At 66.1% G+C, this 24,524-nt stretch carries 27 protein-coding genes and 1 pseudogene; 18 read left to right on the top strand and 10 right to left on the bottom strand.

The window, feature by feature from the left end:
* Positions 1-5: 5 nt before the first annotated feature.
* Genes ACYZGB_RS05290 through ACYZGB_RS05315 form a run of 6 tightly spaced genes read left to right on the top strand, consistent with a single transcriptional unit; the run spans position 6 to position 4,026 of the window.
* A complete protein-coding gene (locus ACYZGB_RS05290; protein ID WP_462387175.1) occupies positions 6-920 on the top strand; it encodes an ABC transporter permease in 915 nt (304 codons plus the stop codon).
* Between the two features lies 1 nt (position 921).
* Positions 922-1,809 (top strand): ABC transporter permease, encoded by an 888-nt coding sequence (locus tag ACYZGB_RS05295; RefSeq protein WP_462387176.1) that lies wholly within the window; start codon positions 922-924, stop codon positions 1,807-1,809.
* 13 nt (positions 1,810-1,822) lie between these two features.
* On the top strand, positions 1,823-2,587 hold the full coding sequence (locus ACYZGB_RS05300) for a GntR family transcriptional regulator (protein ID WP_462387177.1): 765 nt from the start codon (positions 1,823-1,825) through the stop codon (positions 2,585-2,587).
* A gap of 22 nt (positions 2,588-2,609) precedes the next feature.
* Entirely contained in the window at positions 2,610-3,356 is a 747-nt protein-coding gene (locus ACYZGB_RS05305) for an aspartate/glutamate racemase family protein (protein ID WP_462387178.1), read from the top strand.
* A 53-nt stretch (positions 3,357-3,409) separates the two neighbouring features.
* Positions 3,410-3,634, top strand: coding sequence for an AbrB/MazE/SpoVT family DNA-binding domain-containing protein (locus tag ACYZGB_RS05310; protein WP_063461858.1), 225 nt, complete (start codon positions 3,410-3,412; stop codon positions 3,632-3,634).
* A complete protein-coding gene (locus tag ACYZGB_RS05315) occupies positions 3,631-4,026 on the top strand; it encodes a type II toxin-antitoxin system death-on-curing family toxin (RefSeq protein ID WP_462387179.1) in 396 nt (131 codons plus the stop codon). The genes ACYZGB_RS05310 and ACYZGB_RS05315 overlap by 4 nt, the downstream gene beginning before the upstream one ends.
* A gap of 88 nt (positions 4,027-4,114) precedes the next feature.
* Here the strand turns inward: ACYZGB_RS05315 and nth are convergent, their stop codons facing one another.
* Positions 4,115-4,753: an endonuclease III gene (gene nth, locus ACYZGB_RS05320; protein ID WP_462387332.1), complete on the bottom strand. Its 639-nt coding sequence runs from the start codon at positions 4,751-4,753 to the stop codon at positions 4,115-4,117.
* Positions 4,754-4,755: 2 nt separating this feature from the next.
* Positions 4,756-5,721, bottom strand: a complete 966-nt coding sequence (locus ACYZGB_RS05325) for a LysR family transcriptional regulator (protein WP_462387180.1) — start codon at positions 5,719-5,721, stop codon at positions 4,756-4,758.
* A 124-nt stretch (positions 5,722-5,845) separates the two neighbouring features.
* Between ACYZGB_RS05325 and ACYZGB_RS05330 the strand changes: the two are divergent.
* Both ACYZGB_RS05330 and ACYZGB_RS05335 read left to right on the top strand, forming a co-directional pair.
* Positions 5,846-7,318, top strand: a pseudogene (locus tag ACYZGB_RS05330) (amidase).
* A gap of 55 nt (positions 7,319-7,373) precedes the next feature.
* Positions 7,374-8,357: a Bug family tripartite tricarboxylate transporter substrate binding protein gene (locus ACYZGB_RS05335; RefSeq protein WP_462387181.1), complete on the top strand. Its 984-nt coding sequence runs from the start codon at positions 7,374-7,376 to the stop codon at positions 8,355-8,357.
* Between the two features lie 45 nt (positions 8,358-8,402).
* Here ACYZGB_RS05335 and ACYZGB_RS05340 read toward each other — a convergent pair whose 3' ends face one another.
* Positions 8,403-8,879 carry an AraC family transcriptional regulator gene (locus ACYZGB_RS05340; RefSeq protein ID WP_462387182.1) on the bottom strand — a complete coding sequence of 159 codons (477 nt, stop codon included), beginning with the start codon at positions 8,877-8,879 and terminating at the stop codon, positions 8,403-8,405.
* A gap of 133 nt (positions 8,880-9,012) precedes the next feature.
* Between ACYZGB_RS05340 and ACYZGB_RS05345 the strand changes: the two genes are divergently transcribed.
* Together ACYZGB_RS05345 and ACYZGB_RS05350 are read left to right on the top strand one after the other, a co-directional pair.
* Positions 9,013-10,203, top strand: a complete 1,191-nt coding sequence (locus ACYZGB_RS05345; protein WP_462387183.1) for an aminotransferase-like domain-containing protein — start codon at positions 9,013-9,015, stop codon at positions 10,201-10,203.
* 7 nt (positions 10,204-10,210) lie between these two features.
* Positions 10,211-10,441 carry a SlyX family protein gene (locus tag ACYZGB_RS05350; RefSeq protein WP_462387184.1) on the top strand — a complete coding sequence of 77 codons (231 nt, stop codon included), beginning with the start codon at positions 10,211-10,213 and terminating at the stop codon, positions 10,439-10,441.
* 9 nt (positions 10,442-10,450) lie between these two features.
* Here the strand turns inward: ACYZGB_RS05350 and ACYZGB_RS05355 are convergent, their stop codons facing one another.
* Positions 10,451-11,083: a TetR/AcrR family transcriptional regulator gene (locus ACYZGB_RS05355; RefSeq protein WP_462387185.1), complete on the bottom strand. Its 633-nt coding sequence runs from the start codon at positions 11,081-11,083 to the stop codon at positions 10,451-10,453.
* 97 nt (positions 11,084-11,180) lie between these two features.
* On the opposite strand from ACYZGB_RS05355, the gene ACYZGB_RS05360 reads away from it, so the two are divergent.
* Positions 11,181-13,235, top strand: coding sequence for an oxidoreductase (locus tag ACYZGB_RS05360; protein ID WP_462387333.1), 2,055 nt, complete (start codon positions 11,181-11,183; stop codon positions 13,233-13,235).
* A 117-nt stretch (positions 13,236-13,352) separates the two neighbouring features.
* Here ACYZGB_RS05360 and ACYZGB_RS05365 read toward each other — a convergent pair whose 3' ends face one another.
* Both ACYZGB_RS05365 and pstS read right to left on the bottom strand, forming a co-directional pair.
* On the bottom strand, positions 13,353-14,000 hold the full coding sequence (locus ACYZGB_RS05365; protein ID WP_462387187.1) for a 3'-5' exonuclease: 648 nt from the start codon (positions 13,998-14,000) through the stop codon (positions 13,353-13,355).
* A 142-nt stretch (positions 14,001-14,142) separates the two neighbouring features.
* A complete protein-coding gene (gene pstS, locus ACYZGB_RS05370) occupies positions 14,143-15,213 on the bottom strand; it encodes a phosphate ABC transporter substrate-binding protein PstS (protein ID WP_462387188.1) in 1,071 nt (356 codons plus the stop codon).
* A gap of 308 nt (positions 15,214-15,521) precedes the next feature.
* Between pstS and ACYZGB_RS05375 the strand changes: the two genes are divergently transcribed.
* Together ACYZGB_RS05375 and ACYZGB_RS05380 are read left to right on the top strand one after the other, a co-directional pair.
* On the top strand, positions 15,522-17,213 hold the full coding sequence (locus ACYZGB_RS05375) for a methyl-accepting chemotaxis protein (RefSeq protein WP_462387189.1): 1,692 nt from the start codon (positions 15,522-15,524) through the stop codon (positions 17,211-17,213).
* Between the two features lie 48 nt (positions 17,214-17,261).
* The gene (locus tag ACYZGB_RS05380; protein ID WP_462387190.1) at positions 17,262-17,465 is read left to right on the top strand and encodes a hypothetical protein; all 204 of its coding nucleotides are present in this window, start codon (positions 17,262-17,264) and stop codon (positions 17,463-17,465) included.
* 56 nt (positions 17,466-17,521) lie between these two features.
* Here the strand turns inward: ACYZGB_RS05380 and ACYZGB_RS05385 are convergent, their stop codons facing one another.
* Entirely contained in the window at positions 17,522-18,784 is a 1,263-nt protein-coding gene (locus ACYZGB_RS05385; protein WP_462387191.1) for a sensor domain-containing diguanylate cyclase, read from the bottom strand.
* Between the two features lie 91 nt (positions 18,785-18,875).
* Between ACYZGB_RS05385 and ACYZGB_RS05390 the strand changes: the two genes are divergently transcribed.
* Positions 18,876-19,220, top strand: coding sequence for a DUF6172 family protein (locus ACYZGB_RS05390; RefSeq protein WP_462387193.1), 345 nt, complete (start codon positions 18,876-18,878; stop codon positions 19,218-19,220).
* A gap of 51 nt (positions 19,221-19,271) precedes the next feature.
* On the opposite strand, the gene ACYZGB_RS05395 is transcribed toward ACYZGB_RS05390, so the two are convergent.
* Entirely contained in the window at positions 19,272-20,552 is a 1,281-nt protein-coding gene (locus ACYZGB_RS05395; RefSeq protein ID WP_462387194.1) for a DEAD/DEAH box helicase, read from the bottom strand.
* Between the two features lie 212 nt (positions 20,553-20,764).
* Between ACYZGB_RS05395 and ACYZGB_RS05400 the strand changes: the two genes are divergently transcribed.
* From ACYZGB_RS05400 to ACYZGB_RS05410, 3 genes are read left to right on the top strand one after another with little or no spacing between them, the layout of a single operon-like run.
* A complete protein-coding gene (locus tag ACYZGB_RS05400; protein ID WP_094287643.1) occupies positions 20,765-21,232 on the top strand; it encodes a DUF2721 domain-containing protein in 468 nt (155 codons plus the stop codon).
* Entirely contained in the window at positions 21,229-21,591 is a 363-nt protein-coding gene (locus tag ACYZGB_RS05405; protein WP_063461876.1) for a translation initiation factor Sui1, read from the top strand. Before ACYZGB_RS05400 ends, ACYZGB_RS05405 begins: the two co-directional genes overlap by 4 nt.
* Positions 21,592-21,601: 10 nt before the next feature.
* Positions 21,602-21,832 (top strand): DUF3820 family protein, encoded by a 231-nt coding sequence (locus ACYZGB_RS05410; RefSeq protein WP_462387195.1) that lies wholly within the window; start codon positions 21,602-21,604, stop codon positions 21,830-21,832.
* A gap of 8 nt (positions 21,833-21,840) precedes the next feature.
* Here the strand turns inward: ACYZGB_RS05410 and ACYZGB_RS05415 are convergent, their stop codons facing one another.
* Positions 21,841-22,944: a branched-chain amino acid ABC transporter permease gene (locus tag ACYZGB_RS05415; protein ID WP_462387196.1), complete on the bottom strand. Its 1,104-nt coding sequence runs from the start codon at positions 22,942-22,944 to the stop codon at positions 21,841-21,843.
* Positions 22,941-23,477, bottom strand: coding sequence for a GNAT family N-acetyltransferase (locus ACYZGB_RS05420; protein ID WP_462387197.1), 537 nt, complete (start codon positions 23,475-23,477; stop codon positions 22,941-22,943). The genes ACYZGB_RS05415 and ACYZGB_RS05420 overlap by 4 nt, the downstream gene beginning before the upstream one ends.
* A gap of 132 nt (positions 23,478-23,609) precedes the next feature.
* On the opposite strand from ACYZGB_RS05420, the gene ACYZGB_RS05425 reads away from it, so the two are divergent.
* Positions 23,610-24,503 (top strand): LysR family transcriptional regulator, encoded by an 894-nt coding sequence (locus ACYZGB_RS05425; RefSeq protein WP_462387198.1) that lies wholly within the window; start codon positions 23,610-23,612, stop codon positions 24,501-24,503.
* Positions 24,504-24,524: the final 21 nt, after the last annotated feature.

Consider the following 24,524-nt stretch of genomic DNA (forward strand, 5'->3'; position numbering starts at 1 on the left):
AAGCCATGAGCACTACCACCACACCGTCCTTACCTGCTGCCGCTGTCCCCGGCCGCAGCATCGCCGCCTGGTGGCAGGCCGCGCCGTTCACGCTGGTGTTCGCGCTGTTCTTCCTCATCCCACTCGCGCTGATCCTGATGGTCAGCTTTTGGGACTTCAACGAGTACGAGCTGTTGCCCGGCTTCACGTTCAAGAACTACGTGTCGATCTTCGCGGGCTGTGGCGATGCGTCGGAGGGCCTGTGCGTCACGCTCAAGACGTACTACTCCACGCTCAAGTTCAGTTTTCTGGTGTGGCTGATCACGCTGGTGATCGGCTTCACCGTGGCCTATTTTTTGGCTTTCCACGTGCGCTCTTCGGGCATGCAGACCCTGCTGTTCGTGCTGTGCACCATCCCGTTCTGGACGTCGAATGTGATCCGCATGATCTCGTGGGTGCCGCTGCTGGGGCGCAATGGTTTGGTGAACCAAACCTTGATGGGCATGAACCTCATCGAGACACCTGTGGAGTGGCTGCTGTTCTCGGACTTCTCGGTGGTGCTGGCGTTCGTGCACCTGTACACCATGTTCATGATCGTGCCCATCTTTAACAGCATGATGCGCATCGACCGCAGCCTCATCGAGGCGGCCAGCGACAGTGGCGCCAGCGGCTGGCAGACGCTGTGGAACGTGATCATCCCGCTGTCGCGCACCGGCATCATCATCGGCTCGATCTTTGTGATCACCATCGTCATGGGCGACTTCGTGACCATCGGCGTGATGGGCGGGCAGCAGATCGCATCGATTGGCAAGATCATCCAGGTGCAGACGTCTTACCTGCAGTTCCCGCTGGCGGCGGCCAATGCCGTGATCCTGCTGGCCGTGGTGCTGATGATCATCTGGGGACTCACGCGCCTCGTCGACATTCGCAAGGAGCTGTGAGATGAAAGTCCGTGAATCTCGTCCCGCCAGCTTCTGGCCCCTGGTCATCTTCTTTGCGCTGTTCGTGCTGTTCATGTACGGGCCCATGTTCGTCATCTTCATCCTGAGCTTCCAGGGCCCCGAGGGCGGGCTCACTTTCCCCATGCGCGGCGTGTCGCTGCACTGGTTCACCAAGCTGGCCGAAGGGCTGGGCGTGGTGGACATTGGCGCGGCGCTGTGGCGCTCGCTCGGCCTGGGCGTGGCGGTGATGCTGTGCACGGTGGTGCTGTCGGTGCTGGCCGGTCTGGCGTTTCGCAAGCGGCTGGCGGGCGGCAACACGCTGTTCTTCATCGTCGTGGCCAGCCTGATCATGCCGTCCATCATCGTCTCGCTGGGCATCGGGTTGGAGTTCCGGCTGATCGATACGGGTATCAAGTGGGTGCTTGAGCGCTTTGGCATGGAGAGCACGCTGGAGGGCTACGGCACAGCCCTGGGCCTGTTCACCTCCGCCCTGGGCGCGCACCTGACCTGGACGCTGCCGTTTGGCCTGCTCATCATGTTTGCGGTGTTCAACCGCTTCAACCCTGCATACGAAGAAGCCGCACGAGACCTGGGGGCCACGCCCTGGCAGGGCTTTGCGCATGTGGTGCTGCCGCTGATTGCACCTTCGGTCGTGGGCATTGGCATGTTCGGCTTCACGCTCAGCTGGGACGAGATCGCCCGCACCTCGCAGGCCATTGGCGACGTGAACACGCTGCCGCTGGAGCTGCAGGGTCTGACCAGCACGGTGACCACGCCATCGATCTACGCGCTGGGCACGCTGACCACGGTGGTGTCGTTCATCGTCATGGGCATCACGCTGGCGCTGGTGTGGGCATTGGGCCACAGGCGCAAGGGCCGTTCGGGGTAAAAACGGCACCCTTATGACGACCACCCTCCCCAAGCCCCGGCGCGCGCGCGCTGCGGTCACCGAACCGCCTGTGCAGCCCGACACGACCGGCCAGCTCAGTGACAACGACATGTACGACCGCATGGTGTCGGCCATCCTCGACCACCGGCTGCCCCCCGGCACCAAACTGGTGGAGGACAAGCTGGCGGCGGCCTTTGGCGTGTCGCGCACACGGGTGCGGCCTGTGCTGGTGCGGCTGGCCAACGAGCAGGTCGTTACGCTCACGCCCAACCGGGGCGCATCCATTGCCCAGCCCACGCCGCAAGAGGCGCTGGAAGTTTTTGAAGCCCGCCGCCTGCTGGAGCCGCGCCTGGTGGAACTGTTCATTGCCAACGCCACCGACGCCGACATCGCCGCGCTGCGCACCTGCATCGACGACGAAGAGGCCGCGCGCGCCAGTGGCGACATGCGCCGCGCCATCCGCCTCTCGGGCGACTTTCACCTGCACATTGCGCAGGCAGCAGGGCACCAGACGCTGGGTCGCATCCTGCGCGAGCTGGTCTCGCGCACCTCGCTCATCCTGATGACCTACAGCCCCAGCCACGCCCAAACCCGCGAAGAGGCCACGGCCTGCGGCTGCCGCGAGCACCGGGCGCTGATCGATGCCATTCGCCTGCGCGATGCGCGCGAGGCGCCCCGGCTGATGCTGGCCCACCTGGCGCGGATCGAAACGCAGCTGGAGTTCACGCCGCCTGCGGCAGAGGCGCCTGATCTGGCGCGGTTGCTGGGCGGGGTCTGACGGTTTTTTCACACGCTTGCCCATGCGTCAACTGCTCGTCATCAACCCCAACATGTCGGCCCATGTCAGCGCCTTGCTGCAGCGGCATGTGCAGGCAGCCGCAGGTTCGCATGTGGCGGTGCGCACGGTCACGGCGCGTTTTGGCGCCCCCTACATCGCGTGCGAGGCCAGCTACGCGGTGGCGGCGCATGCGGCGCTCGATGTCTGGGCGCACGACCTGGCGCAGCCCCGTTCCCGGCCCGATGCGGTGCTGATCGGCTGCTTTGGCGACCCGGGCCTGATGGCGCTGCGTGAAAGCAGCCCAGTGCCCGTGACGGGCCTGGCCGAAGCGTCTTTTATCGAAGCGGCGCGCCATGGCCGCTTTGCCATCGTGACCGGCGGCGAGCGCTGGGGGCCCATGCTGCAGCGCCTCGCGCAGGCGCTGGGCCACGCGCATGGGCTCGCGGGCATCCACACGGTGGCCCCGACAGGTGCCCAGCTGGCTGCAGACCCAGAGGCCGCGCGCGCGTTGCTGGCCCAGGCCTGCCGCGACGTGGTGCGGCAGATGGGCGTGCAGGCGGTGATTCTGGGCGGAGCGGGGCTGGCCGGTATGGCCGCTGCCGTGCAGCCGCAGTTAGCGGTGCCGGTGATCGACAGTGTGGTGGCTGGTGCCACTTGGGCGCTGCGTGCCCACCCGGTGCCGCCGGAGAGAAAGACGGCAGGGTTTGATGTGGCGTGGGCAGGGGTTTCGGTGGAGATGGCTGCGCTGGGTTTGGCTGGAGTGGTTTGACCGTACCGAGGGGAAGATTTAGTATTACGTTTGTAATTACTTGGAGTTTTCCCATGCACATGCTCAAGCTGACCCAGATCGGAAATTCTGTTGGCGTTGTTCTGCCCAAGGAAGCCCTGGCGCGTTTGAAGCTGGGCAAAGGTGAGTCCATCTTTCTGACGGAAACGCCCGATGGCTATGCCCTGACGCCGTACGACCCCACCCTTGAGGAAGAGATCAAGGCTGGCCGTGAGTTCATGCACGACTTTCGGGACACCTTTCACCAGCTGGCCAAATGAGCTGGCGCTGGGTGAGCAAGCAGGCGCTGGTTCTGCTCCACGGTGAGAGCCTTGCCACGCATGGCGGGCGCGAAGGTATGCGCGATGAGGGTTTGCTGGACTCTGCCCTGATGCGGCCGCAGAACATCGTGGCTTATGCGGACGTCGACAACCCCCCAGACGCGGCAACTCTGGCCGCGAGCTACGGGGTGGGCCTGGCCAAGAACCATCCCTTCGTGGACGGGAACAAGCGGGCGGCTTTCCTGGCCGTGGGCTTGTTCCTGTACCTCAATGGCTTGCGTTTAGGGGCCACCCAGACAGACGCTACGTTGACCATGCTCGCCGTCGCCGCAGGCGACATCACCGAAGAGGCCTTCGCCGTCTGGCTGCGGGAGCACGCCGTAGCCCGTTGAGTGAAATCTGAAGCTTTTTTGGGCTCTGCCGCCTATCCGGTAAGCTTTATAAGCTATAAAATAATAGCTAAATGCCGCACCTGATGGCTCAGGGCGCCGGTGTCTTTGGTCGGTATTCGCAATACTCGCTCACCACACATTCCCAGCAGCGCGGCTTGCGCGCCTGGCACACATAGCGGCCCAGCAGGATGAGCCAGTGGTGCGAATCCACTGCGTAGGCCGCAGGCACGCGCTTCATCAGCTGCAGCTCCACCGCCAGCGGGTTTTTGCCGGGCGCCAGGCCGGTGCGGTTGCTCACGCGAAAGATGTGCGTGTCCACCGCCATGGTGGGCTGGCCAAAGGCCACGTTCAGCACCACGTTGGCCGTCTTGCGGCCCACGCCGGGCAGGGCCTCCAGCGCTTCGCGCGTGCGGGGCACCACGCTGCCGTGCTGCTCCACCAGGATGCGGCAGGTCTCCATCAGGTTCTTGGCCTTGGTGCGGTACAGGCCGATGGTCTTGATGTAACCCTCAAGCCCCTCCAGACCCAGGTCCAGGATGGCCTGGGGTGTGCCTGCCACGGGGAACAGCTTGCGCGTGGCCTTGTTCACGCCCACGTCAGTGGCCTGGGCCGACAGCAGCACGGCGGCCAGCAGCTCGAACGGGGTGGTGTATTCCAGCTCCGTGTTGGGCATCGGGTTGGCCGCCTTCAGGGTGGCGAAGAAGGGCTCGATCTGGGCGGTTTTCATCATCATCGTTGGTGGGGTGGGGCAGGGGGCTGGCTTCTTTTGGCGGGCGTGGCCGGTGGCGCATTGTCCCGCAGCTGCGCCTGCAGAAACTCAAGGAACATGCGCACGGCAGCGGGCAGGGTGCGGCCGCTCAGGGTCTGCAGCTCGGCGGCGCGGGCGCCCATGCCGGGCTCGCGGATCTGGGCGGCATGCATTTCGCCGCGCTGCACCCGATCGCGCACCGTCACCTCGCCCGAGATGGACAGGCCGCCGCCATGCAGCACAAAGTGCATCAGCGTCTCGAAGTGGTTGCACACCAGCGCGGGCTCAAAGACCAGGCCCCGCTGGCTGCAGCCAATGTCGAACAGCTGGCGCACGGTGTTGTCGCGCTCGGGCAGGGCGATGGGGTAGGCGTGCATCTGCGCCAGCGTGACGGAGTGGGCGCGTGCCAGCGCGTGGTCAGGCCGCATGATGGCAATGACGGGCGCGGCCTGGCGGTGCTGCACGGTGATGTCCCGCTCGGCCGAGCGGCTGTAGGTCAGGCCAATGTCTGCATCGCCGTTGAGCACCCCCACGGTCACAGCTGCCGGGCTGGCCACGCGCAGGTGGAACTGGATGCCGGGGTACTGCAGGCGGAATTGCGCCATCACGCGGGGCAGGAACTCGATGGCAAAACCCGCAGAGCTGCAGATGCGCACCAGCCCCGTGCGCAGGCCCTGCAGCGCCTGGATGTCGGAGACCACGCGGTCGGCCTCCAGCGCGCCGCGCCGCGCATGGGCGGCCAGCAGCTCGCCTGCAGCGCTGGGTGCCATGCCGCGCGGCCGCCGGTCAAACAGCGGCACGCCTAGCAGGTCTTCGAGGGCGGCGACTTGGCGGCTCACGGCCGAAGGCGACACGTTGAGGCGCGTGGCGGCCTCGCTGACCGAGCCGCTGCGCACCACTTCCAGAAAGTAGCGCAGCGCGGTGTCCTGCAAGCGGCTGGAAAGCATGGGGGGCCTTTCGGGGCGTGGATTGCGTAAAACGCAAAGATAACCCCAGAAATCGTTGATTGTCGAAACGCAGCGGGCTGCTTATGCTGACTTGCAAATGACACATTTACCGGCCCCAGCCCCCATGCCTTCTGCAAACAGCGTCACCCCGGGTGGCACCCCCAGCCACATCGTGGACTACACGGCCACCGGACTGTCGCGCGCCATCCATGCGCGGGAGGTCTCCTGCACCGAGGTGCTGGATGCCTACCTGGCCCAGGTAGACCGGCTCAACCCCGTGGTGAACGCACTGGTAGCGATGGTGGACCGCAACGCCCTGCGCGCACAGGCGTCAGAGCGCGATGCGCAACTGGCGCGCGGCGAGAGCCTGGGCCTGATGCATGGGTTTCCGCAGGCACCCAAGGACATCATGCCCGCTGCGGGCATGGTCACCACGCGGGGCTCGCCCATCTTTGCCGGGCAGGTGTCGGCCACCGATGCCGTGGTGTTCGAGCGCATGCGCGCGGGCGGAGCGCTCTTCATCGGCCGTAGCAACTCGCCCGAGTTTGGCCTGGGCGGCCATACCTACAACCCGGTGTACGGCACCACGCGCAATGCCTACAACCCGGCCGTGTAGGCAGGCGGCAGCAGTGGCGGCGCAGCAGTGGCCGTGGCATTGCACATGCTGCCCGTGGCCGATGGCTCGGACATGATGGGATCGTTGCGCACGCCAGCGGCTTTCAACAACGTGTATGGGCTGCGTACCTCGTTCGGCCTGGTGCCGCACGGGCCGACGGAGGAAGTGTTCTTCCAGCAGTTCAGCGTGGCCGGGCCCATGGCGCGCAACATCCCGGACCTGGCGCTGCTGCTGTCGGTGCAGGCAGGTTTTGATGCACGCCTGCCGCTCACGCGGCGCCATGAGGACGTGGCCCTGCTGGGCCAGCCGCTGGAGCGCGACTGGCGCGGTGCGCGCATCGGCTGGCTGGGTGACCTGGGCGGCCATTTGCCCACCGAGCCCGGCGTGTTGGCCACCTGCGAGCAGGCGCTGGAACACTTCCGCACGGTGGGTTGCACCGTGGAATCTGTGGCGCCCGCATTCAATCTGGAACAGCTGTGGAACGCCTGGATCGACCTGCGCAGCTTCAGCGTGGCAGGGGCCAATGCGGCCTTGTATCGCAACCCGGCCACGCATGCTCTGCTCAAGCCCGAGGCGGTGTGGGAGATCGAGCGTGGCATGCGCCTGACGGCCCTGCAGGTGTACGACGCGGCCCGCGTACGCAGCGCGTGGTACCAAGTGCTGCGCGGCCTGTTCGAGCAATTCGATTTTCTGGTGTTGCCCGCTGCCCAGGTTTTCCCGTTCGATGCCGGGCTGGACTGGCCCCACGAGGTCGGCGGCCGCACCATGGACACCTACCACCGCTGGATGGAGGCCGTGGTGCCCGCCACCATGGCGGGCCTGCCCGCGCTGGCTGCCCCCGCAGGCTTTGGGCCTGGTCGGCTGCCTGCGGGCTTGCAGATCCTTGCCCCGGCGCAGCAGGATGCCGCCGTGCTGCAGATCGGCCATGCCTATGACCAGGCCAGTGGCTATGTCCGTGTGGCGAGCCCGCTACTGGGTTGATGCGCCTGAAGTCCGTCCCGCTTTTCCAGAATTTTTTTTGACCGGTGAAATCCCCATGCCCTTGCTGCGCTCCCGCTTCATTTCCTGTCTTCTGGCTGGCGCGTGCGCGCTGGCGGCGCCCGCCGTGGCCTGGGCGCAGGCCTATCCTGAGCGGCCGGTCAAGCTGGTCATACCGTTTGCACCCGGCGGTGCCACCGACATTTTGGGGCGGCTGCTGGCCACGGCCCTGGGCGAGCGCCTGGGCCAGCCCATGGTGGTAGAGAACCGGCCCGGCGCAGGCACGGTGGTGGCGGCCTCGCTGGTGGCCAAGGCCCCGGCCGACGGCTACACCCTGCTGCTGGGCGCCAACACCACGCTCACCATGAACCCCGCCATCCGCACCAATCTGCCGTACGACCCCGTGCGCAGCTTCACGCCCATCGGCATGGTGGCGGACATGGGGCTGTTGCTGGTGGCGCACAACGATGTGCAGGGCAGCACGCTCAAGGACATCGTGGCGCAGGCCAAGGCCGCGCCGGACAAGTTCTCGTACGGCTCCTACGGCACGGGCTCATCGGTGCATTTTGGCGCCGAGATGCTCAAGACCACGGCAGGCTTTCCGATGATGCATGTGCCTTTCAACGGCAGCTCGCCCAACCTGACGGCGCTGATGGGCGGGCAGGTGCAGCTGGCGGTGGACACGGTGGTGGCCTCCACTCCGCTCATCAAGGCGGGCAAGATCAAGCCCATCGCCGTGCTGAGCCCGCAGCGCCTGGCGTTGTTGCCCAACGTGCCCACGGTGGCCGAGAGCGGCTACCCGGGCTTCGACATGGGCTCGTGGTTTGCGTTCGTCGCGCCCGCTGGCCTGCCCGCACCGGTGCAGAAAAAGCTGGAGAAGGCCCTGGCCGACACCATGGCATCGGCCGAATTCAAGAAGAAGCTGGTGGACATCGGCATGACCCCGGCCTGGGGCAATGGCGACGCGCTGCGTGCCCGCATCGAACGCGAACTGCCGCTGATGCGCGCCGTGGCTGCACGGGCCGACATCCGCGTGGATTGACACACGGGCGCTGGCGTTGGGCACGACGGATTCGTCCACACCTTCTCAGGCCACGCGCTGCACCGCCAGGCACAGCCAGCAGGGAAACGCGCCCGTGGCGGGGTTGACGGCGAAGTGCTCGTTATACACCTCGATGGCGGGCCGGGCCGCCACCTCCCAGCCTGGGGGGATCTGCCCGGGGGCCGTCATGCGGGCCCAGGCCGCGCCGATCTCGGGCCCGGTGCCGACAAACTGAAAACAGGCGTAGTCGCCTCCGGGGAAGTCCTGCACTTGGGCCTCGGTGCCCGTGCGCAGGCCCACGCCCACCTGCACGCAGGCGTCGTAGCGGCACTGCGCGGGCGGGGTGCAGGCGGGGTTGTCCAGGCTGATGCCATAGAACTTGGGGCGCGGCTCGCTCAGGCCATGGGCCTCGCACCAGCGGCCAAAGCGGTCCCACAACTGCGTGAGGGAGGGGCCGTAGGGGCCGGTCTGGCGCATGTAGGCAAGGCGCATCGGGGGCAGCTGGCGGATTTCGAGGGGCATGGGGGCTCCGTAGCGGGGCGGTGGGTCAGGTTTTTGCCTTCGCAGTTTAGGGTGACACGCCCCAAGCCGCAGGAAACCTGCACGCCAATTGGCGACAATGCGAGATCCTTTGCCACCCACTTCTGTCCACGCCATGCAATTTGCCGACCGCCTGAACAACGTAGAAACCTCCGCCATCCGCGAGCTTTTCAAGCTTCTGGGCAAGCCCGGCATCATCAGCTTTGCAGGCGGCTTCCCCGACAGCGCGATGTTCGACGTGGAAGGCATTCGCGCCGCCAGCAATGCCGCCCTGGCCGAAGAACCCGGCGCTGCACTGCAATATGGCGCGACCGAAGGCTACAACCCGCTGCGCGAACAACTGGCCGCCTTCATGACCAGCAAGGGCGCCAAGGATGTGGCGGCCGACAACCTCATCGTCACTACCGGCAGCCAGCAGGCGCTGGACCTGCTGGGCAAGACGCTCATCAGCCCCGGCGACAAGGTGATTGTGGAAGGCCCGACCTTCCTGGCCACCATCCAGTGCTTTCGCCTGTACGGCGCCGAACTCATCAGCGCCCCCATTGATGGCAATGGCGTGAAGACCGACGAGCTGGAAAAGCTCATCGCCGATCACAAGCCCAAGTTCGTCTACCTGATCCCCACCTTCGGCAACCCCAGCGGCGCCATGCTGAGCCTGGAGCGCCGCAAGGCCGTGCTGGAGATGGCGGTGAAGCACAACACCCTGATCGTTGAGGACGACCCCTACGGCGACCTGTACTTTGGCGATGCGCCTCCCCCCAGCCTGCTCAACCTGTCGGCCAGCGTGCCCGGCAGCCGCGATCTGCTGGTGCACTGCGGCAGCTTGAGCAAGGTGCTGTCGCCCGGCCTGCGCGTGGGCTGGATGATTGCCCCGGCCGAGTTGCTGGGCAAGGCCACCATGTGCAAGCAGTTCAGCGATGCACACACCAGCACCTTTGCGCAGGCCACGGCCGCGCAGTACCTCAAGGCCGGCCGCATGCCCGGCACGCTGGCCCATGTGCGCAAGGTGTACGCCGAGCGCGCCCAGGCCATGGGCGACGCGCTGCGCAAGGAGCTAGGCGATGCCATCGAATTTGTGCAACCCCAGGGCGGCCTGTTCGTGTGGGCGCGTCTGACCGGCGCGGGCGGCAAGGTGGCAGACGGCAACGTGATGGCCAAGCGCGCGATTGAAAAGGGCGTGGCCTTCGTGCCCGGCACTCCGTTCTTCTGCGCCAACCCCGACCACGCCACCTTCCGCCTGTCGTTTGCCACGGCCGATGTGGACAAGATCCGCGAAGGCGTCGCGCGCCTGGGCCAGGCGATCTGACGCCTCCATGTCCGACACCAACGATCTCGCCAACGTTCTCCAGCGCCTCGAGAGCCTGGAGATCAAGGCCAGCTTCACCGAAGACCTGCTGGACCAGCTCAACATGACCATCTACCGCCAGCAGGAGCTGATCGACCGCCTCGCACAGGAGGTCATCCAGCTGCGCCGCCAGGTGCCCGAGGGCGGGGGCTCACTGGCGCCGCGCAACCTGCGCGACGAGTTGCCGCCGCATTACTGAACTGGCAATCTAGGCTTTCAGCGACCGCCACGCCGCATCCGCCAACTCTGCACGGTAGGTGGTGGGCGAGGGCAAACCTCCCTGGGCCGCATTGCCCGACAGCCACGCCCTGCAATAACTCTGCACCGGCCCCATCACCAGCGACGGCATCAGCTCACACGGCAAATCGCGCACCGCGCCAGACCGTCGGTGGGGTTCAAACCAGGCCACCAGCGCCTGGTTGCGGCGCCGCGCGGCCTCAGCCAGTTCGGGCGTGCGCGGGCCTGCGGCCACGGCGCCCCGCGCCTGGAACATGAAGCGCGCCCGCTCGGGCTGCGCCACCACCCAGTCCAGATAACCGGTGACCAGCGCCCGCACGCCCGCCTCCACGCTCAGAGCCGCGTCCAGTTGCGCCTGCACGGCGCGCGATTGGTCGTGAAAGATGTCGAAAAACAGCGCGGCCACGATGCCGTCGCGGTTGCCGAAGTGGTGGTAAATGCTGCCCACGCTGGCACCGCAGCGCACGCGCACGCCGTCGATGGTGACGGCATCGACCCCGCCTTCGGCCGCGCAGGCGAGGGCGGCGTTCAGGATGTCCTGGCGGCGGTCAGTGGTTGCGTCGGCAGGGGATGAGGCGGGGGGCGGGGAATTGCGGCTTGCCATGGAACGGGATTCTAGAATAAAGTTCTAGAAAATATTTCTAGTCCACGATCCTTCCATGCATTCCTCTTCCATTGCCGCCCCTGCAGCCGCTGCCTCCATGCCCGGCACCGCCTTGTACCCGCACCTGCTTGCCCCGCTCGATCTGGGCTTCACTACCCTCAAGAACCGCGTGCTCATGGGCTCCATGCACACCGGGCTGGAGGACGGGCGCGACCTGTCTCGCATGGCGGCGTACTTCCGCGAGCGGGCCGAGGGGGATGTGGGCCTGATCGTGACGGGCGGCTTTGCGCCCAACATCGCGGGCTGGGCCAAGCCGTTTGCGGGCACCTTGTCCACCTCGGGTGCGGCCAAACGCCACCGGGTGGTGACCGACGCGGTGCATGGCGCGGGCGGCAAGATCGCGCTGCAGATCCTGCACACGGGCCGCTACGCCTACCACCCGCTGGCCGTGGCGCCGTCGCGCCTGCAGTCGCCCATTTCGCCGTTCACGCCGTTTGCGCTGTCGGCGCGCGGGGTGGAGCGCCAGATCCGCGCCTTCGTGAACTGCGCGGTGAAGGCGCGCGAGGCCGGGTACGACGGTGTGGAAGTGATGGGCTCCGAGGGCTACTTCATCAACCAGTTCCTCTCGCAGGCGACCAACCTGCGCAAGGATGCCTGGGGCGGCGACTACAGCCACCGCATGCGCCTGCCCGTGGAGATCCTTACCCGGATGCGCGAAGCCGTGGGGCCAGACTTCATCATCATCTACCGCCTGTCCATGATTGACCTGGTGCCCGGCGGCAGCGCGTGGGACGAGATCGTCACCCTGGGCAAGGCCGTGGCCACGGGCGGGGCGAACATCGTCAACACCGGCATCGGCTGGCACGAGGCACGGGTGCCCACCATTGCCACCAGCGTGCCGCGCGCAGCGTTTGCCTGGGTCACGCAAAAGATGAAGGCCGAGTTCGCGGCGGCAGGCATCACCACGCCGCTGGTCACGTCCAATCGCATCAACACGCCCGAGGTGGCCGAGCAGGTGCTGGCCGATGGCTGCGCCGATATGGTGTCGATGGCGCGGCCCCTGCTGGCCGACGCAGCGTTTGTGAAGAAAGCCGCGCAGGGCCGGGCCGACCGCATCAACACCTGCATCGCCTGCAACCAGGCCTGCCTGGACCATGTGTTCCAGAACAAGACCAGCAGCTGCCTGGTCAACCCTCGTGCCTGCCACGAGACCGAACTGGTGTACCGCCCGGTATCGTCGCGCAAGCGCATTGCCGTGGTCGGCGCGGGGCCCGCGGGCCTGACCGCCGCCACCGTGGCCGCCGAACGCGGGCACGAAGTGCATCTGTTCGACGCGGCGCCCGCTATCGGCGGCCAGCTCAACATGGCCAAGGTGATTCCGGGCAAGGAAGAGTTCCACGAAATGCTGCGCTACCTAGCCACACGCGTGGAGGACACGGGCGTTCAGCTGCACCTGAACCGCAAGGTCGATGCAGCCGATCTGGCGGGCTATGACGAGGTGGTGGTCGCTACCGGCGTGCTGCCGCGCGACCCGCAGATCCCCGGCCAGGACCACGCCAAGGTGCTGAGCTACATCGACGTGCTGCGCCACGGCAAGCCGGTGGGCGAGCGCGTGGCCATCATCGGCGCGGGTGGCATTGGCTTTGACGTGGCCGAGTTCCTCACCCATGGTGAGCATCCGTCCACCACGCTCGACCTGCCCGCCTGGAAGGCCGAATGGGGCATCACCGACCCGGCCGATGCGCGCGGCGGCCTGGCCCCCACGGGGCCGCGCGCCACGCCGCCCGCGAGGCAGGTGACGCTGCTGCAGCGCAAAAAAGGCAAGCTGGGCGGCGGCTTGGGCAAGACGACGGGCTGGATCCACCGCACCGTGCTGAAGATGAAAGCGGTGGAGATGGTGGGTGGCGTGAACTACGAGCGCATTGCCGACGAAGGGCTGCTGGTCTCGTACGGCGAGAAGCGCGAAGACCCGACCTGGATCCCGTGCGACACCGTGGTCCTGTGCGCGGGCCAGGTGCCGTTGCGCAGCCTGGCGCAGGACCTGGAGGCCCAAGGCCGCAAGCCCCACCTGATCGGCGGTGCGCTGGAGGCGGGCGAACTGGACGCCAAACGCGCCATCGACCAGGCGGCGCGGCTGGCGGCGCGCCTGTGATGCACGGGTAGAGCGTGGTTCGTGGTAAAAAAGGCCGTTACCGCGCTATGGGTAAGTATTTGTAGCTATATTTTTAATAGCAAATGATGGTCCCGCACCCGGGCCCGGCGCCGACCCTCAGGTGGCGGCAGGGGCCTGTAGCGCATGGAACACCCGCAGCGCTGCCCAGGCGTCGTTGGCTGCGTAGACCAGCTGGGCCTCGGTGAGCTTTTCGTTGGCCCAGTTGGAGGTGGCGGCTTTCTTGGACTTGATGAAGCGCCGGTTGAACAGCATGGCCACCGCGCCTTTCACGCCCATGTCCTTGCGGTAGCCGCGTTGGCGGAACACGGTGTTCAGCTCCAGCACGTCGCTGGGTTGTACCCCCAGCTTGGCCTGTATGCGTTTGGTGTCGTCGCCCAGGCCAAAACCCGCCTTGGTCACGCCGCGCAGCGCCAGCAGCTCGGCCACACGCGCGCGGCAGCCGGGGTCGTGCAGCTGAAAGACCCAGGCATGGTCGAGCGTGGCCAGCTGCACGATGTGGGGCCCGTCGGACTGCTCGCCCTGCACGAAGGTGGGTTTGGATTCGGTGTCGAACCCCCAAACACGGGCGGCGGCCAGGGCTGTGCAGGCCTGTTCGGCCTGCGCGGGGGTGGAGACCAGCGCGATGCGGTCGGTGCCCAGGCGCTCAAAGGGTTCCAGCAGGGCGATCTGGTCTTTGTCGGGGGTGGCGTGGTGGGAGGGGCGCGCACTGGGGTGGTGGCGCCGGGCAGGGGGAGTGGCCGTCAAGCGGGCATTGTGCCGTGTGCCCCCTTGTGTCCTGTGTTCCCCCGTGTCCATCGTGCGGCTGCGGCCTCCGGACCGGATTATTTGCACGCGTCGAGAAAATAGCCTGGTAATGTTATTGACAGTGCTTTAATAATAAGTTGGTTTATTGCTGCGAGGGCGCGGAAGAAGCGATCAAACTCATTCCCAGCGGCGTGCCCTTTTGATCGCGAATGGATGTGATGACCTTGAATGCAGCGGCTTGAACCCGGTCGGGGAGGCGCACAAAATTGTTTTCACTGACCAGGGTGTCGCCATTCACAAACGACCAGATAATGAATTTGAGCGCATGGCTGGTTTGCTCGGGGTTGCTGGTGACCTTGGGGAACACCACAAAGGTTCCCATGGTGATGGGCCACACGGATTTACCGGGTTTCTGCGTCAGCGTGTTGTTGAAGGCCCCGGTGGCCGACCATTCGCTGTTGGCCAGTGCGGCCTTGAAGGCATCGATGGAGGGTTTGACAAAAACACCTTCGGCATTCTTCATCTGCACCGACGCCAGGCCGTATTCGGCCACATAGCCAAAATCCACATAACCAATCGCGCCCACGGTGTCGCGCACGCCTTTGGCCACGCCCTCGCTGCCTTTGAAAGCCAGGTGGCCGTCGGGCCATTTGATGCTGGTCTTGACGCCAAAAGAGGCCTTCCATTTGGGGCTGACCTTGGCCAGGTAATCCGCGAAGTTGTAGGTGGTGCCCGAGCCATCGGCGCGCACCACCACCTTGATGGGCAGGTCGGGCAGCGGCGTGTCTGGGTTCAGGGCGGTGATGTCGGGGGCGTTCCAGCGGGTGATCTCGCCCATGAAGATGCGGCTCAGCACCTCGCCTGTCAGGCGCAGCTGTGCGTTCTGGACCTTGGGCAGGTTGACGATGGGGCTGATGCCGGTGATGGCCACGGGCAGCGCAATCAGGCCGTTGTCGATCAAGTCCCTGTCCGAAGGGTAGACGTCGGTGGCCCCGAAACCCACCGCCTGCTGCTGGATCTTTTTCATGCCGGCACTGGAGCCCACAGGTTCATAGGCCACCCCAGAGCCCGTTGCCCTGGTGTAGGCCTTGGCCCAGCTGCGGTAGATGGGGGCTGCGGCAGACGAGCCAGCACCGGTCACGGCTTGGGCGCTGGCCCCACCCGCCAGCGGCAAGGCCCATGCGAGCGCAAAAATGGCATAGATATATTTCATGGATTTCTCTGTTATTGGTTTTGAATGTGTTTGTATTTTTCGAAAATCTGCAGGCTATCGGCCTGCGAGGCCGGTAGCTTATCAAAAAGTATTATCTTTTTTAAAAGCCCGGTGAGGGTGAAATGGTCTTGTCGTTGCGTCACGGTTTTGTCATTTGAAACAAATAGTATCTTTCTCCGATGGCCATACCGTGGCTGGAAATGGTGGCTGAAACAGGGGTGGCACGACCACGCCAGGTTTTCGCCACGTGGATCAAACGCGATGGTGGTGCCCCCAGGTCGCCACCGGGTCATTGACGAGACTCTCAGATGCTTCAAAAAATCAAAATTGGTACCCGACTGGCCCTGGCATTTGCCGTGCTGCTGCTGTTGATTTCGGCCCTGGCGGCGGGCGGCATCAGTGGTGCCAAGCGCCTGACTGAGCGCAGCGCCGCGCTGTATGGCGACCGCACGGTGCCTTTGGGCGTGCTGGCCGAGATCAGCCACCTCACCCAGCGCAACCGGGTGCTGGTGATGGACATGCTGATGGACCCTGGCACCAGCAACCTGCAGGCCAGCCACACTGAGCTGACGGCGAACGTGGAGCGCATCCGCAGCCTGTGGGCCAGCTACACGGCCAAGCCGCTGGCCCCGCAAGAACAAACCCTGGCCCAGGCCTTTGCCGACGCCAACACCCACTACCTGGACAAGGGGCTGCTGCCCGCTGCGCAGGCGCTGGTGTCGGGCAAGTACGACGACGGGTCGGAGCTGTACATCACCCAGATCCGCCCCCAGGCCGCCAAGGTGCAGGCGGCGGTCGAGCAGCTGGTGGGCCTGCAGATCGAGGTGGGTGCAGAAGAGTTTGGTGCCGCCAAGGCGATGAGCGAGACCATCCATGTGTGGATGCTGGCCGCCACCGCGCTGGCGCTGCTGGTGGGGGCGGCGATGGCCCTGATCATCACGCGCTCCATCTCCCGCCCGTTGCAGCAGGCGGTGGCTCTGGCCCGCACGGTGGCAGGGGGCGACCTGAGCGCGCAGATCGTGGTGCGTGGAACCGACGAAACCGCCGAACTGCTGGGCGCCCTGCGGGAGATGAACCAGCAGCTGGTGCGCGTGATCACCGAGGTGCGCGACAGCACCGAAACCGTGGCGCGGGATGCCGTGCTGATGGCCGGTGGTGCCGAAGACCTGGCGCGCCGCACCGAGGTGCAGGCGTCCAACCTGCAGGAGACAGCGGCCTCGATGGAGCAGCTCACCATCACCGTGCAGCACAACACCGACAACGCCCACCGCGCCACCCAACTGGCGCAGGAGGCCAGCAAGGTCGCCAACGAGGGCGGCACCGTGATGCGCGACGTGGTGGCAACCATGCAGGAGATCAACCTGCAGTCGCAGAAGATCACCGACATCATCAAGGTGATCGACGACATTGCGTTCCAGACCAACCTGCTGGCCCTCAATGCCGCCGTGGAAGCAGCCCGCGCGGGCGAGCAGGGCCGTGGTTTTGCCGTGGTGGCGGGCGAGGTGCGGGGGTTGTCCCAGCGCAGCAGCACGGCGGCGCGTGAGATCCGGGGCCTGATCGCGGCCAGCGTGCAGGGCGTGGGGCGGGGCTCGGCGCTGGTGGGCCAGGCCGGCGAGCGCGTGGCCAACACCGTGCGGCATGTGAACCAGGTCGTGGCGCTGATCAGCGAGATCCAGAACGCGGGCCAGGAACAGGCCCGGGGCATCGCCCAGATTGGCGAGGCCGTGCGGCAACTGGACGCCGCCACGCAGCAGAACGCGGCGCTGGTGGACGACAGCTCGTCCGCCTCCACCGGTGTGAAGAACCAGGTCCGGCGCCTGCTGGAGGTGATCCACCAGTTCCGGCTGGCGCCCGACGGTGCCCGCCCGGCCGTGGATGCGCTGGAGGGGCCCCGCCAGGGCGGGTTGCCGCTGCCGCCAACAGCGCCGAACGCGCTGGCGGCCGCGCTGCCCGCCGGGGCTACGCCGCGCCAGCCGCAGCTGTCCATGGCACCGCGCTAGGCCCCGGCGTGCCCCCATCCTCCGTGGCTATGCACTGGTAGCCCGGCCATGAATCACACCGATGTCCTGATCGCCATTGCCGAAGTGGCGCGCAGTGGCGGTGCATCAGCGCCTGAGGACGCGATCGCGCAACTGGCCATGATCATCGACGGCCTGGAGCTGTCGCACCAGGGCGCCGAGCAGGTGATGGAGATGCTGCTGGGGATTGCCGCCTGTCTGTGGAATATGCAGCAGGAGCGGATGCGCCTGTAAACGTGGCGTGCTCCCATCCACCTTGCGGTGGCACGGCAGGGGCAGGGTGCCCTGCGTCAGTCGCCCGGGGTTTCGAGCGAGGCGATCTGGTCGCGCCCCTGGTGCTTGGCCTGGTACAGCGCCTGGTCGGCGCGGTCCAGCATGTCGCGCAGGCTGCGGTCGCCCTGGCGGAAGGCGCCCACCCCCAGGCTGGTGGTGATGCGGTAGGCCTGGCCTGTGTCGTCGCTCAGCTGCAGCGCGCGCACGCTCTGCAGGATGCGGTGAGCGGCCTCCAGGCCCTCGGCCAGGGTGGTCAGTGGCAGCAGCACGCCAAATTCTTCGCCACCCAGGCGCCCCAAGGCATCGCTGGCGCGCAGCTGGCTTTTGACGGCCTGGGCAAAGGCCACCAGGGCCCGGTCGCCCTCCAGGTGGCCATAGCGGTCGTTGATGGTCTTGAAATGGTCCAGATCCAGCATCAGCAGCGTGAGCGGCTCGCCGCTGTGGCATGAATGGGCATATGCGGATTCCGCCGTCTCCAGAAACGCACGCCGGTTGGCAATGCCGGTGAGCATGTCGGTGGTGGCCAGCCGCTGCAGCTCGCGCTCCAGGTTCTTGCGCTGCGTCACGTCGCGGTAGATGCCCTCCACCCCTGCGAAGTTGCCCGCATGGTCATACAGCGCGTGGCTGCTGATGGAGATGTCGATCACCTGGCCGTCGCGCCGCACCATCTGGCCGGGGAAGTCGCTGACCTCGCCATCCGCCAGGATCGCGGCCTTGAACGCGTCGCGGTCGGAGCTGTGCGGGTAGTACGACTCGGCCGTGCGGCCCTCGATCTCGTGCGGCTCGTAGCCCAGCACGCGCCGCACGCCAGGCCCCACATGCTGCACTACGCCCTGGGCGTTGGTGCGGTAGTACACGTCCTGCAGGCTGTCGAACAGGCGGCGGAAGTTCTGCTCGCTCTCGCGCAGCTGGGCCTCGATCTCGCTCTGGTGGGTCATGTCCAGGCCACACATGAGCACGGCGGGGGCGCCATCCCACTCCGTCGCCACGCTGCTGATCAGCACCATGCGCAGGCTGCCGCGCGCGGTGCGGATGCGGAACTCGGAGGATTTGTTGGGCCGCCCCGCCTGCTCGGGCACGGCCACCTGCTCGATGCGGTTGCTGGAGCGCACCTTGTCCATGGGGTGCACGAAATCACCCGAGAGGCGGCCGATCAGGCTGTCGGCGCTGGGCGCTTCCAGCAGTTCCACGCTGGCCGCGTTGGCAAAGCGGATGGCGCCATCCTGTGTGACGAGCACAGCCGCTGGCAGGATGTGCAGCAGACGCAGGTCGTAGGACATGGGGCTTGGTGGTAACCAAAAGTAATGCACCATTGTGGCACCTGGGGGCTTGGCTGGGAACGGGCGGGTGTCGCAGGCGGTACCATCGCCCATGAGAAAAACTTTCCAACTCCACGTTGAAGGCAAGAATCGCGACCGCGTTCTGGATGCCGTCAAGCACGAAATCCGCAAATACATCAAGCGCGAACGGCGCCGCGACCTGCCCGAAGGTGCCGATTTCTGGGACTTTGACTGCCAGTTTGGCCGCACCAAAGAAGACGCCGCTGTAGCCCACCTCTCGGCCCTGACCGGGCTGATCAACGGCGTGGCCGCTGAGGGCGGCGCGCAGTTCTATGTCGAGATTTTGGCCAAGCCCGCCAAACGCACGCCACGGGCGCCGGGCGAGTCGCAAGGCGCTGATGGGGATGGTATGGACGAGGGCGACGAAGAGGTCTGACACTGAGGCCGCTTGGGCGGCCGCCCTTCACGGCGCTTCCAAAGGCTCCTTTCAGGAGCCTTTTTTATGGGCGGTGGAGGGCGCTTCGGTAGCTGCAGCCGCTGCAGCGCGCAGCTTGTCCTTTTTGCTGGGCCGCCTGCCCTTGATGCCGCCGGTGCCCTGGGGGTCCGTGGATGACGGGGGGGCCGGGTTCTCGGTGGGCTCGAAACCCGCAATCTGCTCGCGGGGCAGGGCCAGGTGCTGGCGTTTCTCGATCAGCCGGAAATGCGCTTCGGCATCGGCCGTCACAAAACTCACGGCCATGCCACTCTCGCCCGCGCGGCCGGTGCGGCCGATGCGGTGCACGTAGTCCACGGCCGAGCGTGGCAGGTCGTAATTGACCACAGCAGGCAGCTGCGCAATGTCGATGCCGCGCGCGGCCAGGTCGGTGGTCACCACCACCTGCCAGCGGTCGTCCTTGAACTCCTGCAGCACCTGGTTGCGCGCGCCCTGGCTCAGGCCACCGTGGAAGGGCGATGCAAAGATGCCCGCCTTGTACAGCTTCTCGGCCACATGCTCGGCCGCGTATTGCGTGGCCACAAACACCAGCACGCGCGACCAGTTGTGTTCCTTGACCAGGTGGCGCAGCAGCTGGGTGCGGCGGCTGGCGTCCACTGCAATGGCGCGTTGTTCGATGGCGGGCTCGTTGCCCGGGGTGCGGGGCACCTCCACACGCACGGGGTTCTTCAGCAGGCCATCGGCCAGCGCCTGCACCGCTGCAGGGAAGGTGGCCGAGAAGAACAGGTTCTGCCGCTGCGCAGGCAGCAGGGCCAGCACACGGTTCAACTCTTCGGCAAAGCCTAGGTCCAGCAGGCGGTCGGCCTCGTCCAGCACCAGGTGCGCCACGGCCGACAGGCGCAGCGCGTTGTGGTCTACCAGGTCCAGCAGGCGGCCCGGCGTGGCCACCACAATGTCGGCCCCACCGCGCAGGCCCAGCATCTGCGGGTTGATCGAGACGCCACCAAACACGATGGCCACTTTCAGCGGCTGCTGCAGGTGCTGGGCCAGGCTGCGTAGCACCTCGCCCACCTGGGCGGCCAGCTCGCGCGTGGGCACCAGCACCAGGGCGCGCACCCGGCGTGGGCCGCCAGTGGCGCTCAGTTGCAGCTGTTGCAGCAAGGGCAGGGCAAAAGCCGCTGTTTTGCCCGAACCGGTCTGGGCGGCCCCCAGCAGGTCAGCCCCCTGCAGGATGGCCGGGATGGCACCCGCCTGGATGGGCGTGGGCGCGACAAAACCCGCTTTTTCTGCAGCGTGGACAAGGGCAGGGGACAGACCGAGGGAGGCAAAGGGCATGGAGGCGGCGCTGGGGCGGCGTTGGCAGGAAGGGCCGCACGGCAGCGCGAAACGGGGAAGGAGATGGGGGATTGTCGCCGCAGTTGCGGTTTGGGCCCCTGTGTGCGCGGAGGCCATGGCATGCCGGGCCGGGCTGCGGGCCCGGCGAGGGGGCATCGCGCGGATAATCGGGGCCCCGGCGCCCCGCCGGTTTTCCATTTTTTGGTAGCGCCATGGCCCTCACCCTTGACTCTTCTGCCATCACCCACGGCATCCAGCTGGCGGTGGCCCCTGTGTTTTTGCTCACCGCCGTGTCCGGCATGATCGGCGCCGTGGCCGGGCGCCTGGCCCGCATCATCGACCGGGCCCGCGTGGTGGAAGACCGAGCCCGTGCCAGCACCGAGCCCGAGTTTCTGGCCCGCGCCTACAAGGAGCTGGCCGACCTGCGCCTGCGCGGGCGGCTGGCCAACGGCTGCATCGCCCTGCTCACGTTCTGCGCCTTCTTGATCGGCATCACCATCATCCTGCTGTTCCTCGGCGAAACGACCAATTTCCAGTCCAACCGGCTGGCGGTGGCGGGTTTCCTGGCGGGCGTGGCGTCCTTCCTGCTGGCATTGGTGTGTTTCCTCACCGAAACCTTGTTGGCCACGCGCCTGCTGGATTTCCACATGCTGCAAAACGAAGTGGAGCACAAGCGATGAAGTCGTTCGCCGACCTGGGCGGCCTGGTTTACTCCACCGAATCTGGCCGCATGTGCCCCGACTGCCGCCAGCCCGTGGCGCAATGCACCTGCAAGCAGAACAAGCCTTTGCCCACCGGCGATGGCATCGTGCGGGTGTCGCGTGAAACCAAGGGCCGGGGCGGCAAGGCCGTGACCCTGGTCAAGGGCGTGTTGGTGGATGCAGCTGCATTGGAGCAACTCGGCAAGCAGCTCAAGGCCGCCTGCGGCAGCGGCGGCACGGTGAAGGACGGCGTGATCGAAGTGCAGGGCGACCATGTGGAGCGTGTGATGGCCGCATTGCAAAAGCTCGGCCACAAGGTCAAGCGCGCGGGCGGCTGAGGGGCTGGCGATGGATGCGGACAAGCTGCAGCGCCTGGTCACCACCGAGATGCCCTATGGCAAGCACAAAGGCACGTTGCTGGCCGATCTGCCCGGCAACTACCTGAACTGGTTTGCGCGCGAGGGTTTCCCCAAGGGCGAACTGGGGCAGTTGCTGGCGCTCATGCACGAGATCGACCACAACGGTTTGTCGGACCTGCTCAAGCCGTTGCGCGGTGCGGGTGCTGCAGACCGCCGCTGATCCGCAAGTCACTTGCAACGCCCGGCTGCACGGGCTGCTCCATGTGCTTGAGCTTTGTCGGGGGCAGGCCAAAGGCCGCTGGAGCGCCACAGCATGGTGACGATCATTGCCAGCGCAATCAGCAGGGGGCGCATTACTCCGGCGTCCAGCTGCCCGTCGGTCGCTGCCTGCAAAGGGCCGACCACGTAGCGCAGCACTTCGGGCAGGGCTGCGAGCAGAACCGCGCCCAATACCACGCCTGGGATATGGCCCATGCCGCCGAACACCACCATGGCAACAATGAGCACCGACTCGTTCAGGCTGAAGGCTTCGGGGGAGATAAAGCCCTGGAAGGCTGCAAACATGGCGCCAGTAACGCCGCCAAAACTGGCCCCCACGCCAAACGCCAGCAGCTTGAGATTGCGGGTGTTGATCCCCATGGAGCGCGCCGCAGTCTCGTCGTCGCGGATGGCCATCCACGCGCGGCCGATGCGCGAATCCTGCAGGCGCTGGCAGATCGCGATGGTGATCAGCACCAGGGCTAGGAACAGGTAGTAGTAAAGCGTGACGGAGGCTACTTCGTGGCCTGCCACGGCCAGGGGCTTGCTCAGGTCCACCCCCAGGATGCGGACCGGGTCAATCAGCCCCAGGCCTTGGGCGCCCTGGGTGATGTTGACCGGGTGGCCCATGTTGATGACCAGCAGCCGCACAATCTCTCCAAAGCCCAGCGTGACCACTGCCAGATAGTCGCCACGCAGTTTCAGGGTGGGAGCCCCCAGCAGCATGCCCAGGATGGCTGCTAGCGCCGCGCCCAGCGGGATGGTCACCCACCAGGGGGCGTGCAGCCCGTCCGGGAACAGTGCAGCGATCCAGGCAAAGTGGTCGGTCAGGTGCGGTGAGGTCAGCAGCGCAAACAGGTAGGCGCCCAGTGCGTAGAAGGCGACGTAGCCCAGGTCGAGCAGGCCTGCATAACCCACCACGATGTTCAGGCCCAGCGCCAGCATGACGTACAGCAGGCTGGTGTCTGCGACACGCACCCAGTGGTGGCCAAAGCTTTGCAGCACCAGGGGCAGCACGAGCAAGGTGACTGCCAGGCCTGCGTGCCTGGCATGCCGTGCAAAGGGCGTTTTCATGGGCCGGGGTGGGTGATGGCGCGCTGCATGAAACGCCAGTGGCCGTGCAGCGTGGCAGGCACTTCGGTGCCTTCGTAGGCTGCACAGTCGGTAAAGCCGTGGGCTGCGTATAGGCCGTGCGCAGCCTGCATGAAATGCGCGGTGTCCAGGCAGATGCGGGTGTAGCCCCGCTGGCGGGCGTCTTCGAGCAGCCTGCGCAGAGCCGATGAGCCCAGTTGCATGCCCCGGTAGGCGGGGCGCACATACAGGCGCTTGATCTCGGCAGTGTTGCCGCCCAGGATGCGCAGCCCGCACATGCCAGCGGCTTCGCCATCCACCTTGATCAGATAGAACATGCTGCCCGGTGGGTGCTCGGCGCAGAGCGCCTGAACCATGTCCCCGTCGCCTCCGGTCTGCAGCAGCTCGGCATCGGGAAAGCATCGCGCCATCTCGCCCTGCACCCAGGACAGGTACTCGGTCTGCAGGCTCTGCAACGGATCGTGGGCAGCGCAGGGGCTGCTGGCTCTGGCGCGAATGAACGACGGGGTGGGCATGCGGTGGGGTGTTGGGGTGAGTTAGAGAAGGTTAAACTGGCTTGAATAAATAAAAAAGTAGCTTTGACTCCTTTCATTGCGGATCAAAACGATTGAATCGACCGCATCAGACAACCAAATTGGCAGGTGCATATGGACAAGCTCAGCGGCATGTTGGCCTTTGTCAAAACGGCGGAACTGGGCAGCTTTGTGGCGGCTGGAAGGGCGCTGGCGATATCTGCGTCTGCCGTGGGCAAAGGGGTGGCACGGCTGGAGCAGGAGGTGGGTGTGCGGCTTTTGCAGCGCAGCACCCGGCGCGTTCAGCTCACGGCGGAAGGGCATCTGTTTCACGAGCGCTGCCGCCGCATCCTGGATGACTTGGACGACGCGCAGGCCATGCTGTCCTTGTCGCGCGAGGCCCCCCGTGGAAAGCTGCGGGTGAGCGCACCCATCGTGGGCTACTACTTCCTGATTCCCCTGGTGCCGGAGTTTCTTGCGCGCCACCCAGAGGTGGAGCTGGACATCAATTTCAGCGACCGCGCGGTCGATCTGATCGACGAAGGCATTGACGTGGCCATCCGCAGCGGAGACCTGCGCGACTCCCGCCTGGTTTCGCGCCCGTTGCAAAAATTTCGGCTGCTGTTGTGTGCTGCACCGGCTTACTTGGCGCTCCACGGCATGCCCGTTGCCATGCGTGACCTGGAGCAGCATGCCTGCGTGCGGTTTCGCCACCCGGATTCTGGCAAGTTGCTCGACTGGCCCTGGCGCGAGGCGGTGGCCAGCACCGAGCCCCGCCTGCACACCGTGCTGGCCTGCAACAACATCGAGGCGGTCTTAGGCGCCACGCTGCGGGGGCTTGGCATTGCGTGCCTGCCCGATTTTTTGGTGCGCGATGCCCTGGCCGATGGCCGACTGGTCAGGGTGCTTGAGCAGGACATGGGCCCCAGCCGCCAGTTCTGGGCGCTGTGGCCCTCCAGCAGGCATTTGTCGCCCAAGGTGCGTGTGTTTGTGGACCATCTGGGGGCGCGGCTCTCCGGCCCGCCATAATCGCGCCTAGATACACAACTA

This window comes from Acidovorax sp. Q11, assembly GCF_054950075.1.